This window comes from Flavisolibacter ginsenosidimutans (assembly GCF_007970805.1).
Taxonomy (GTDB): domain Bacteria; phylum Bacteroidota; class Bacteroidia; order Chitinophagales; family Chitinophagaceae; genus Flavisolibacter; species Flavisolibacter ginsenosidimutans.
On record NZ_CP042433.1, the window covers coordinates 4,485,906 to 4,498,330 of the forward strand.

Below are 12,425 nucleotides of genomic sequence, written 5' to 3' on the forward strand. Positions count from 1 at the left end.
GTTTTTATTTATTGAGCCGCCAATCGTAAGCAAAGCGGCTTTGTTCTTCCAGTGTCAGTGCGTCGCTTTCTGCCGTTTGAACCCACTCGCCTTTTTTGCCCGTTCGAAAAATTTGTGCGTTGAGGCCGAAGTTTTGTTTCAACTCGTGTTCTACTCTGGCCACGGTGTGCCACGATTTAATTTCCAGGTTTCCGTTTTGGTGAGTCTTGCGAATGTCGGCCAGCAAAGACTTTTCATCCAGCAGAAACTTTGTTTCGGAGGGTTCAAAACGCTTGTGCGCTTTGGCGTAGAACGCAATCTTCAAATAAGGAAAACAGTCGTGAAAACGTTCCTGCACTTCCCCAATTTTCAGGTTGTCGTCAATCTGCAAAACCATTGTTCAGGATTTATTGTGAGCAATAAAGAGCGGCAGCTTCAGGTGTTGTAAAAGATGATCGGCCATGCTGGGTTTGAACAACCTTGAAAAACGGCTTCGCTGGTAAGCACCCAACACAACCAGCGAGGAATTTTTCTTGCGTTGTAGGTAGCCGATAATTACATCATCAGGATCGCCTTTTAAAATGACGGCATCGGCTGCGGGGAAATGTCCTCTTACATATTCACGAATGAGGCGTGCATCGGGCAACACGGCCGCTTCTCTTTGTTCCTTTACGCTGACGATTTCCGTGGGTAAGGATTTGAGGTCTTCAAAAAGATAACTGAAAGTTCGCACCGCATGAACGGAAGAAGGCTCGCCGTCGTAAAGCAAAATGAGGCTATCGAATGCTTGATAGGTTGCGGGCACAACAACTACCGGGCATTGTACATCGTTGAGCAAGTCGCGCAAGAACCGCGTGGGCAAACCTTCCTCGTAACGGGTTAATGTTTCCGCCGAGCCAATGATCAACAAGTCGGCATAGATTGACTCGTGCAAAAGTTCCTGCAGGGCTACGTTGCGGTCGCGGTGTATGGTGTGCGAAATGCCAGCAGCCGAACAAGCCTTTTTAAAACGATCAATGCTTTCGTCGCGGACGTGTTTGTCTTTTTCATCCATTTCGTGCACGTAGGAGTCCATGTCCTCGCCGCTGTAATGCGCCAGCTCGTTCATGCCGTAGCTCCGGCGTGTGAAATCTTCGAGAAAGACGCCTACCAAATGAGCGTTTGCTTTTTGTGTGAGGTGTATGGCATACTGTAAAGTGCTCTCCGAAAAATCGAGGCCGTCAAAAGCGGCAATAAATTTTTTCATAACCAAAGCGTTAATGGTGCGTGATAAAAATGGGTAGATCAACCGTGCGGATGAGACCTTCGGCCGCACTGTGTTTGAAGAAATTTGAGAGCAGGCTGCGGCCATAGGAACCCATCACTACCATCACACCGGTATGCATGAAGAAATGCGTGAGCAGTTCGTCCTTTGCCTGTCCTTTCAGAGACTCGAAAGTTACAACATCGTAATGCGCACGCATCCAGGCCATCAGGCGGCGGTGGTCTTCGCCCAATTCACTTTTGCCGCTACCGGAGACTTGCAGCAATACTGCTTTTTTGTTTTTGTAGGAGGGCATCAGATATGTGAACTGTTTGATGGCAAACGCGGCCGAGGCACTTCCGTCGTAACAAAAAGCAACCTGGTTTATCTCTTCTGGAGCATCGGGTGCAAGCAACACGGGACATTCTGCATTCGCCAAAATTTCCTTGGTAAAATGCGAAGGAATTTGTTCTTCGCCGTCGTAAAAATTCAGGTGCGGATCAACAATAAGCAGGTCGGCAAAGCGGCTTTCAAAAATCACTTCCTGAATCGGTTCGCCTTTGTCCACGTAGGTTTCGGTTTGCACTTTTTGCAAAGCACATTCCTGCACAAAAAGCTGCACCGCTTGTTCCGAGTCGGTCACTACCTCGGTTGCTGCTTCGTTTTCGCTGATGCTACTGAAGTAGGATGCTTCATCCAATTGCGCGGCAGGCCTGTAAAAAAGGTTTTCAATAAACAAACCCGTGATTTTTGAACCCGTTTCTGCTGCCGTCTTGCAGGCAAAACTTATTGAAGCAAGGTTTGGCTTGTGTGCGTTTATAACGAGGAGGATCTTTTCCATGACGAAAGTTTTACTAAAGCTATTGTGTTTGTTAGCCCCGAAACGATGAGGCGCATTAGCGTGTCCGCTGATTGTCGTCATTCAGGCTTTCGTGCTGCAAATGTTTGCGCTGAAGCCGGTTGGCCGTTTTGTAAAGAAAGAAAGAGAGAGAGGAGATTTGAATTTAAAGTATCTGTGGCTGCGTTCGCACGGTTCAACACACACAATTTCTCAGGCCTTTCAATGCGACTGGTTTCTTTCGGTTGCCGTTATGCACATACCTGGTATAAATATCATGGTTTATCTCAGCGGACTACGCCTTGGATGTTGTTTGTTTACGATAATCCGCTGTTGGTTGACAGGAGACATTCTTGCTTGTTTTGAAGCCCTAACCTTGCAACAGAATTATTGAAATGCTTTTTCCCGAAACCCAAGCCGGTGATAGGCTCTGCAATTACTAATAGATAAAACCACTCATTATGAAACAGATTATTCTTGCCATCATTGTCCTTGCTGTAACGCTGCCTTGTTGTTAACGATTTCGGCTCATGGTAAACGCATGAGCCGTTTTAAAAAGCTTGGCGGGACCGTATTGGGCGTCTACTGCTTTGAGGGTTGTTTGAATTTGTATACTTCAAAACCTTCGTGTCCGTTTGCATATTTAGGTGTCAACGACGATGAATTGCCTATTACGGCGACAATAAAAACAAAAGATGAAAAAGAAAAACAAGGTTATAAAATTTGGTGACGACATAGAGGGATATGCCCTCCCGGTTTTAAATGAGCGGGAAATAAGAGCATCGGCAGGAATTATGTTTTTGGTTTTGTTTCTCTCTCTGATGCTGATCCTGTTTAAGCAGGATTTCTTGTTGGTCAAGTACGTGATCGTTGTCTTTCTTACAGATTTTATCATTCGCGTCTTTATCAGTCCCAGGCTTTCTCCTGTCTTAATCATCGGCCGGTTGATCGTCAGCCGGCAGGTTCCCGAATACGTCGGAGCGCCGCAGAAAAAATTTGCCTGGAAAATAGGCTTGGCTTTATCAGGCCTAATGTTCTTTCTTCTGGTCTTGTTAAATTCCTATAGCATCATAACTGGCGTAACCTGCCTGGCTTGTCTGGTCTTCTTGTTCTTTGAATCGGCGTTTGGCATTTGCCTGGGATGCCTGGTTTACGGTTTGTTTTATAAAGAGAAGGCTCGACATTGTGCGGGTGAAGTTTGCGGGACAAGGCAAAAACAAACTATTCAGAGGATAGCACCCGCACACGTTCTCATTGTTGTTGGTTTCGTTGTATATGTCATGCTTGCGGTTGTTCTTTTTAATGATCATTTTCGTATAGCCCCGAGAAACCTGAAGACAATCATCAACTCCCGATGAGTTATAACCAAGACAAAGGTTACTTCCGATGCTTAACAATCTTGCCGCACTGGCCTTTGTTACGCTGGTGCAATTGTGCGATTGGCGAACGGCATATAACGAAGGAATTAAAGAAATGCTTTGGACCGCTGGTGTTTTAGAAAAGAACAGTGCATTGCTATTTCCAATGATAATTCGGGTAGAAACAGGAGTTGTATCGTTGATCTTGCTGCAACTTGGGACGCCTCAGTATTTGTCCGGCAGCTAGGGTGTTGCAGCACGTTAAACAGTAGAATGGTACCATCATTCATGAAGCGTAAGCCTGTATTACCCGAATAAAAAAGGAGGCTGTCTGGTGAGAGACAGCCTCCTTTTTTATGGCCCAACAGAAAATTTCTTACTTCGCAATCACCATCTTCCCGTTGAACACAACTGGCTTACCCTCTGCATCAGTCGTTTTCAGGGTGTACAGGTAAATACCCGCAGTTCTATCCGATGCCTCAAACCTAACAGCGTGTTCGCCTGCGCTCATCCGGCCGTTCACCAGGTGCGAGACTCTTTGACCCAGCGAGTTATACACTGCAAGACTAACCTGTGCCTCGGCCGGAAGCCAGTAACGGATGGTAGTAAATGAACTGAATGGATTTGGGTGGTTTTGTACCCTGACCCCTTCTGGTTTAACCGTAGTAATAGACTCTCCTATGTACTGGGTTTGCGTCATGAAGCTGCCAGTGTTACAGTTACCATTCACGGTGTAAACAGGGCCGTTATCAATGGCTGTAGTACCACTCTGATTAGGAGCCACGATAGCGGTAGCGGTGGCGGTGGCAGTATTGCCCTTGCCATCATTTACAAAGAAGTAGATTGTATACACCCGTCCATTGCCACCATCCATTCTTTCGCTGCGCAGATCCACGGATTTGCAATCAGAAGCAATCTTGATGTCCTGCGTAGTATTGCCATCTCCATTGCCCGGTGCATCGTCCGCTTCATCGCTTGTTACTTTGGTAATAACGACATAGCCGACAGGTATGTTACCGCAGTTGTCCGTTACCGAGGTTACAAACTGCGATACACTTATCGTTTGGTATTTGTGATTGGGAGACCATAACAGAACAATCGGATTTGTGATTGTGTGAATCACCGGCGGCTGGTCATCGTTAACCGTAACGGTAAAGCTGCAGGTAGCATCAGGCAAAGTGCCATTAGATGCCCTACAGTTCACGGTGGTTGTTCCGACAGGGAAAGTGTAAGGTGAAGTAATTATCGTAGCTCCAATTTTATATACTATCGTTGGTGCCGGTACTCCTGTTGCTGATGCACTAAACGAAACTGACTTACTGCACTGGCCGGAAGCAGCAGTTGTTGTTATAGTAGCCGGACAAGTAATTGTCGGCGGTACGGTGCAACCGGTTGCTGCATTTAAGGCCACTGGGTTCCCGCTATAATTGGTAACACAGGCTGGGAAATTTTGCGAACGTACTGCAATAGTGTAATTACCTGCTCCAGGACTGAATGTATTGGATGTAAACCAGTTAGCACCACCATTAATACTGTACTCAAGTGTGCCGGTGCCTGATGCGTTTACGACAATCGTTCCGGCAGGCGCTGCACAAGTTGGTTGGGTAACGGTTGGTGTAGTAACTGTTGGTACAGGGTTCACTGTTATAGATCCACCAATGGATACATTTCCGCAGCCGCCTGTTAGTGTGACCGTGTAGTTTGAAATACCCGATGATGATGGCGAACCATTGATGGTTACAACATTGGCCGACCATGATCCGCTTACACCTGCTGGCAAACCACTAAAGTTGGCCCCTGTGGCCCCGGTTGTAGCATAGGTGATGGTAGTTATTGGTGTATTGATACAAGCTGCTTGCGCATCGGTACCCGTTGCAGAAGTAAGTACAATGCTATTAGTTGATGTAATGTTAACCGTTACCATTGCGCAGGTGGTGGTGTTACATGTACCATTATACCTTACAAAATAGGTGGTGTTAGTACTTGGAGAAACAGTGATGGCATCTCCCGTGCCTGCCGGAGTGCCTCCGCAAGAACCGGTGAACCATTCTGTAGTTGCTCCTGTTCCTTTTGTTCCACCCGCTACAGTCAATATAGTGCTGCCGCCATTACAGATAGATGTACTTCCGGTGGCACCGGTTGGAGCCATAGAGAGCTGGTTAACAGTTATAGATTGCGTTACTCCTGCGGTATTTGCAGTGCAAGGTGAAGCCGTATTTTCAATTCGCACCCAATAAGTGGTATTGCTTGTTGGCGATACAGTGAGGGTTGAAGAAGTCTCGCCTGATAATGGTGCCGTTCCTACAACAGTGCCGGTTCCCCACTGATAATGTGCATTTGTACCCAACGTACCGCCGGTGACCGCTAACGTGGTGGAACCGCCATTGCAGATGGTTGTATTTCCTGTAATTCCAGATGGGGCACTTGAAGGTTGATAAACCGTTACGACTTGCGTTACGCCATCAGTAGTTGGTGTACAGGGTGAAGCTGTGTTTTCAATCCGTACCCAATAAGTTGCGGTACTGCTTGGTGATACGGTAAGAGTCGAATTTGTTTCTCCAATTAGTGGCGAGGTTCCAACGACGGCGCCTGTGCCCCATTGGTAGGTTGCCCCTGTTCCCAAGATACCTCCCGTAGCAGTTAAGGTAGTGAGGCTTCCGCTGCATATAGTTGTAGTACCAGAAATGCCCGATGGTGCAACAGATGGCTGGTTAACCGTTACAACCTGCGTTGGCCCGCCTGTATTTACAGTGCAAGGTGAAGCCGTATTTTCAATCTGCACCCAATAAGTGGTAGTGACGGTTGGTGATACAGTAAGGGTAGAAGCCGTTTGCCCCGGTAATGGTGACGCTCCGACCACGCTTCCGGTTCCCCACTGGTAATTGGCGGCCGTTCCTAAAGTGCCTCCTTCAGCGGTTAATGTAGTGGATCCCGGGTTACAATAAATGTTTGTACCGGAAATGCTTGTTGGTGCCACGGATGGAATATTTACTGTAAGCGCGGCATCGGTCGAAGTAGCTGTTCCGCATTCATTGGCTGCCTGTACATTATAGTTGGCTAACGCATCACCTGCTTGCGCATTGGTGATGGTTAACGTGGCTGTGCCGGCGCCCGAAACGGTAGACCCGGAAGCTTGAAGGCCATCCACAAGATTTGTTGTACCAACACGCCAATGTATAGTAGGTGCAGGAGTTCCTGTTATGGTTGCTGTAAATGTGGCTGTACCATCTCTGCAAACCGTAGTAGTAACCGGGTTGGTGACAGTTGGAATTGTATGTACAGTAATATTTGCCCTGGAAGGAGAAGTTTCTGTAGCCGTTAAATTATCGACCACAGCATTCACAGTTGCTGTACCCCCTGTTCCGTCAGAAGTGAATAATGCCGTAGCCTGTCCATTGGCCTGGATGGTTCCTTGCTGGCTGGAAAGGCTTCCCAGCGTTGAACTCCAGGTAACAGGACGACCGATTAAAGTAACTAAGTTGGCCAGTGTAATTGAAGTACCTGCTGAGTTTTTAAGGAAACTTGTTGTAATGTTAGATGTATTGCCCAGCCCTGCGGAAGTATTACAAATAGGGTTGGGTGAAGCAGTGGTTTGTAGTTGCAACCAGGTACCTGTAGTCAGCGTTCCCGTGCCACCGCTACCACCAATAGCAGCCATGTTACAAGCTCCGGCAACATTTGGCCCTGTATTACAACCCCACCAGTTGTCGTTTGCATCTACATTGCCTTGTGAACTTGGCATAACAAGACCATTTGGCGCAATGGTAGAAGTATTATTTACTATGCGGTTATAATGCACCTGGGCTGTATTACCAACATCAAATGCATTGTTTATTTCTAATGCGCCGCCTGCGCCACCAACGGCATTCGTTGCATTGCCTGTAAACGTATTTTTTAAAATAGAAACACTGAATGTAACACCGGCATTGATCCTTCCCTGTGCAGAAACATAGATAGCGCCACCGCCAGCACCGCCAACAGCGGTATTGGTAACTGTATTGTTGGTAAATGTAGAATTGGTGATGCTAACCGATCCGTTTCCAGCACTTACCAGGTTTTCAAGAAAATAACTTACAGCGCCACCATCAGCAGCAGCATTTGTATTATTAGTAAAAGTGCAATTGTCAATAGTTAATGTTCCTCCCCCATTGTAGCGAACAGCGCCACCGGAACCTTTGTCAAACGGAACAGTATTGTTTTGAAAAATGCAACCATTCAGGGTTAAGCTATTTGATGGGCCCCCGGCAATAATAGCGCCGCCGCCATAATCATCGCTGGTAAGATTACCCCCGGTAAACTGCATGTTGTTTATCGTGGTTATCATATTTGGCTGCAGCCCAGACGTGCCTATAAACAGAATACGGCCTTGCAGCGTTGTCGTCATGTGAACGATTGTTGTAGATGCTCCTGCACCGTTAATGGTAATATTCTCGACGATATCGTTCAAGGTTATCATGCCGAGCGTAAGATTGTACGTTCCTGCGGGAACAACTATCGTTTGTGAACCACCAACAGCATTGGCCGCCTCTAGCGCCGAACGGAAAGAGATTTGGTTAGAAGCATCGAGACCAGTTCCTGCACCTGGGTTAGCGGCATGCGTATCGTTGGTTGTGGTGACCGTAATAGTAGCTGCAGAAGCTGACAAAGTAAGCAGAACAGAAAAAAGAAATAGACTTACCGTTTTAAAATTGCTTTGTACAAGTTGCTTCAGATTTTGGTCGCAAGAATGGAGCATAATGACGTATTTAAAACTTTAATAATCAGATAGGCGGTTGCCAAACGATACAATAAATGTTCACATCTTCACTTATACCCTTATGATCGTGGTGGAAATACTCCCTGCAACGCAATACAAAAATTTAATGTGAGGTAGGGCATTAAGCTATTATGAGGCTGGCTACCGCCGGATACTGATACGGCCGATGGGTTCATATTTTGCGCCGTTCCTTGCGCAGTAGCAAAGAAATTAGGTGCAGGCCGTCCACCAGGATTTCCCCAAAGCAAACCATTGGGATCAGCGGCAGTACCTGCAAGTTTTGCATTCACTGTATGGCTATGCATCGGTATCTCAGTCTGGAGTAAGGTAACGGTCTCTTCTCCCGCTGATTGACCAAGATCATATAACGACAGCCCCGGCCCCTGGCCCGGTTGTACTGGCGATCTGCCCTGCAAATCGGGAAGCGCAAAATTGCTTTTTCCGTCGCCGCCGTAGGTTGTGCCCAATAAGGAGAATAAAGCTGTATTCTGGCTTAAAGGCAATAGCTGTCCATCGCATGTTGCCCAACCTGTTGGGGGAAAGTTGAAAGGAAAAATTCTTATTTCTGCTACAAAGGGGTCCATTGTATTTCTTTTAATTATTTATTAATTCCGCGAAGGGAATATTCCTTGCAGGGCAATGCAAAAATTGAGGGTAAGAAACGGTGACATGTTGAAATGAGGCTGACTTCCGCCAACACTTGAAATTGCCGTTGCCGACATGGCTTCGTTTGCAGTTCCCGAATAGGGTTTAAAGCCGGTATTGCTTGCCCAGAAATTATTCAGCGGTGTGCTTGCATCAGGCGAATTGGAACTTCCCTGCGGGATATGCGTATGCGCCGGCATTTCCGCTTGGGTAAGGGTATGATTCTCTTCTCCTGCCTTTTCCCCCAAGGTATGGCCATTCCCCATGTGCATAGGGACCCGGCCTCGCAAATCCGGTAAAGCAAAGTTCACCCGCCCGTCGCCACCATAAGTGGTACCGAGCAGCGAGAAAAGCGCTTGGTTCTGGTTAATAGGTAATAATTGGCCATTGCATAAGGCCCATCCCTTTGGTGGGAAACCGAAAGCGGCAATCCCTATTTGTGCTAAAAATGGTTCTGTTGACATAATATCTTTTTTAGGTTACTATTCTATTTAAAATGCCAGTTTAGGTTTGAGAAGGGAAAACCCCAAATAGTGAAATGATAAAGCTCACACACAAGTATGGTATCATGTTGTCGTGTGGCTGGCTGCCTCCTACCTGTGCCAGCGAAGCCGCATTCATTGCAGCATTTCCCGGATCGGCTCCATAAGGTTTTATTCCACCACTTGCAGTGGCCCAAACATTGCCATTGGGGCTATCGCTTGCCCCTACTGTGTTAGCTAAAGGCTGGTGTGTATGTAACGGAATCTGCTGAACGGTTAATGTTACTTGCTCAACACCGCCTGTTTCCGCAAGAGTGCGTGCAGATAAACCAGCTCCGCCCCCCATGTGTATGGGCACGCGGCTTTGTAAATCTGGTAGTGCAAACGTCGATTGCCCATCTCCTCCGTAAGTAGTGCCAATTAAATTGAAGAGCGTTTCATTTTCTGAAATGGGAAGTATTTGCCCACTGCAAAACATCCATCCTGCGGGTGCGAAATTGCCGGCAAACATTCTTATTTCACCAACGTAGGGTTGTGCCATATAAAGAGTTATTTATTGCCAAATTGAATTCACGTTCTTATAAACTTCTATCGTTAATTCTCAGCGTCGTTTTTCAAAATTTACTTACCGGCACTTCTAAATCTTTGGCCACGTTTATCGTCCCCCCAATACCACTTCTAAGAAAACACAGCTTCATATTGCATTCCCGCTTCATTGCATTCGACAGGCACTAAAAAAATCTGCATACTGCCTAATGCAGGTTGCTCAATGGTATAAATAGCTTGCTGATAATAATGATCTTTTTGTGTGGTCTGAAGTAGAATAGAAAAAGGCTTACGCTCCACGTTAGCATAAGGCGGCATTTCCACTACTTTTACTAACTGCGCAGTGGCAACCTCATTGGGAAAATGGATAGAAAAATCTTTACTCACCTGCGACTGAAAATCAGAGGCTGTTAAAAGTTGTAGTGCGACTTCCATTGGTTGCTTGTTGTTTACATAATACGTTTTCCTGGAAAGAATGAGCGTTGCTTTTCCACTCTAATAAATGATATACGCCATTGGTCTGGCTCACTAACACGAAGCCTAAGCCTTTATATAATTTCATTGCCCGGTTAAAGCTTTCTACATGGATGGTTACCGAGCGATTCGTATCTTCTGCCAATTCCATTATGGCTAATAAAATCTGTTTCCCAATGCCTCGATTTCTCCAGCCGGGCAAAAGTGCAATGTCAATGATGCGCATGCTTGCGCCTTCGTAATGCGTATGGAGGTACAGCCGCCCAATAGTTTGCGACCCGTATTCAATTACCCAAAAATGGGCGCCGCCATAATTGTTTTGATAATAGTTGTGCTGCGCTGTAAACTGCGACCTTAAAAAAATTTCTTTCTGGCTTGCAGTCCAATCGGTTAGTTGCGCCAGTTCTTCTGTGCGGGTGCTTGAATAAATCTGACATAAAATTTCTTCATCATTAGCGGTAATGGTGCGCAGATGAAGCAGCGGATCAGATAACTTCAGTACCATTAAATATTAATTAACTGCGGTTTCTTTAAGCGTTATACGCGGCGTATCTCTTTAAAATGCCGGCGTAACTTTCGTCTTCTGCACCGGTAAAGATGGCTTTGGAAGCCACGTTTATTTTTTCTCCACACTCGTTAAACGTAAAGTCAATGCGGCTTATCATAGCGCCTTTAGCACCTGCATAACTTATGATTACTTCGTGGTTGGATTTGTTTCTTATTACTTCTGTGTTGTGCAGCGAAGTCTTGCCCACTGTGCTTATCATCACATCAATACCGGCGGAAAGACCAGCTAATTTCAAACACTTTTTGTCTGAGGACTGAACGACACAAATAATTAATGTGCAGTTTTTTGATGACCGCAATAGCTGAGCGGTTTGGTTAATAACTACCGCAAGAGGTAAGGTTGATGTGTTTTGAGCGCCTTTTAAAGCAGGTATTCCTGCATTGATAATGCCTATGCAGGCTTTGCCTTTTTTAAGAATGGAGTAAGGTAACAAGCCGGTGTTAATGCCAAGCTGTTTAATGTAGGGAACAATCTTCACCCCGCTTGCATTTACGATCTCCGCAAAACAGGTTGTTCCTAAGGCTAAATCGGTCCACCCTGGAACTACTGCGTCATACGCTGCATTGCTTACTCTTTTATAAAAGTTCAACCGTTCTTCTCTCGTTTGCCGGCAGCCACTCATGTTGCCTGCATCGATTACCACGGCCGATGGGTTCTCATTTCTTATGCCTGCTAATTTCTCAGTAATGTTTTGCAAGCCGCCTAACCCGGAAAGTTTTTCAGTTATTCCTAATGATGACCATTGGCCTTGTATGTTAGCGGTATGCAAAATGGTCAGCATACTTGTGCGTGTTGGAGGCAGACATTTGCCGCCGACACTTGCAAAAGCATTCAGGGGCTTTAAGATAGAAACAGCACCTGCAGCCATAGTGAACCTTACTAAGAAGTCCCTGCGATTCGTCATGGTACAATTATTAAAACAATTAATGAGAATTCAGTACCGGTTGCAAAACAATGCACACTGCGTAATCAACGTGTATCCTCGTATTGTAGGACGTTACCTAATTACAGCATACGAACACATACCGTCAAAGGTTACGATGGCCGATTGGCATTGATCAGGGGTGCTTATTAGGTGCTTTAGGTAGGCTATTTGTAATAAAAGCGGTTGTAGTGAGGATCTTGGGGCTTTCCATGTCTTTGCGTACACAAGCAAAGACGAACCAGTAGCTAAGCTACCGGATTGTAATTAAATAATAAACTTTAATTACGTATTTTTTTAAAATTCTTTACAACGGAAAGTTATGAATTGGTCTTATGTTGAAAAGCTGCATGCGGCGTTTCCTTTGCCGAAGTGACTTTACTAAAGCTTTTACTGACTGTAATCTTTCTTTAAAGTTATATGAAACTCATTTGGAGGTTGTGCCTTTGTAATTATTAACCAATATATGACCATACAGTCCTCAACCATAGACTGGTTCAAATTTGTCGCCCCTGCTCTGGTGGAAGTAAGATGCAAAAAGCCGAACTCTATTAAGTTCGGCTTTTCAAAGTTGGTGGAACAAAGAGCGGACAAAGGTCGAATCGGTTATAAGA

At 45.8% G+C, this 12,425-nt stretch carries 12 protein-coding genes; 2 read left to right on the top strand and 10 right to left on the bottom strand.

Annotated elements, in window-relative coordinates; genetic code table 11:
• Positions 1-4: 4 nt before the first annotated feature.
• From FSB75_RS19100 to FSB75_RS19110, 3 genes are read right to left on the bottom strand one after another with little or no spacing between them, the layout of a single operon-like run.
• The gene (locus tag FSB75_RS19100) at positions 5-376 is read right to left on the bottom strand and encodes a hypothetical protein (protein WP_146790751.1); all 372 of its coding nucleotides are present in this window, start codon (positions 374-376) and stop codon (positions 5-7) included.
• Positions 377-379: 3 nt separating this feature from the next.
• Complete coding sequence (locus tag FSB75_RS19105; RefSeq protein WP_172623227.1) at positions 380-1,225, bottom strand: universal stress protein; 846 nt, start codon at positions 1,223-1,225, stop codon at positions 380-382.
• 10 nt (positions 1,226-1,235) lie between these two features.
• On the bottom strand, positions 1,236-2,063 hold the full coding sequence (locus tag FSB75_RS19110; protein WP_146790755.1) for a universal stress protein: 828 nt from the start codon (positions 2,061-2,063) through the stop codon (positions 1,236-1,238).
• Positions 2,064-2,755: 692 nt separating this feature from the next.
• Here FSB75_RS19110 and FSB75_RS19115 point away from each other — a divergent pair.
• Both FSB75_RS19115 and FSB75_RS19120 read left to right on the top strand, forming a co-directional pair.
• Positions 2,756-3,418, top strand: coding sequence for a DUF4395 domain-containing protein (locus FSB75_RS19115; RefSeq protein WP_146790757.1), 663 nt, complete (start codon positions 2,756-2,758; stop codon positions 3,416-3,418).
• 28 nt (positions 3,419-3,446) lie between these two features.
• A complete protein-coding gene (locus FSB75_RS19120; protein WP_146790759.1) occupies positions 3,447-3,665 on the top strand; it encodes a hypothetical protein in 219 nt (72 codons plus the stop codon).
• Positions 3,666-3,794: 129 nt separating this feature from the next.
• Here the strand turns inward: FSB75_RS19120 and FSB75_RS19125 are convergent, their stop codons facing one another.
• The 7 genes from FSB75_RS19125 to FSB75_RS19155 form a co-directional block, all read right to left on the bottom strand.
• Positions 3,795-8,153, bottom strand: coding sequence for an Ig-like domain-containing protein (locus tag FSB75_RS19125; RefSeq protein WP_146790761.1), 4,359 nt, complete (start codon positions 8,151-8,153; stop codon positions 3,795-3,797).
• An 80-nt stretch (positions 8,154-8,233) separates the two neighbouring features.
• Entirely contained in the window at positions 8,234-8,758 is a 525-nt protein-coding gene (locus FSB75_RS19130) for a phage tail protein (protein WP_146790763.1), read from the bottom strand.
• Between the two features lie 21 nt (positions 8,759-8,779).
• A complete protein-coding gene (locus FSB75_RS19135) occupies positions 8,780-9,283 on the bottom strand; it encodes a phage tail protein (RefSeq protein WP_146790765.1) in 504 nt (167 codons plus the stop codon).
• 40 nt (positions 9,284-9,323) lie between these two features.
• Complete coding sequence (locus FSB75_RS19140; RefSeq protein ID WP_146790767.1) at positions 9,324-9,842, bottom strand: phage tail protein; 519 nt, start codon at positions 9,840-9,842, stop codon at positions 9,324-9,326.
• A gap of 137 nt (positions 9,843-9,979) precedes the next feature.
• A complete protein-coding gene (locus tag FSB75_RS19145; protein ID WP_146790769.1) occupies positions 9,980-10,282 on the bottom strand; it encodes a DUF6916 family protein in 303 nt (100 codons plus the stop codon).
• The gene (locus FSB75_RS19150) at positions 10,248-10,826 is read right to left on the bottom strand and encodes a GNAT family N-acetyltransferase (RefSeq protein WP_146790771.1); all 579 of its coding nucleotides are present in this window, start codon (positions 10,824-10,826) and stop codon (positions 10,248-10,250) included. The genes FSB75_RS19145 and FSB75_RS19150 overlap by 35 nt, the downstream gene beginning before the upstream one ends.
• Positions 10,827-10,851: 25 nt before the next feature.
• Positions 10,852-11,670, bottom strand: a complete 819-nt coding sequence (locus FSB75_RS19155; protein ID WP_146790773.1) for a metallophosphoesterase family protein — start codon at positions 11,668-11,670, stop codon at positions 10,852-10,854.
• Between the last annotated feature and the right edge of the window lie 755 nt (positions 11,671-12,425).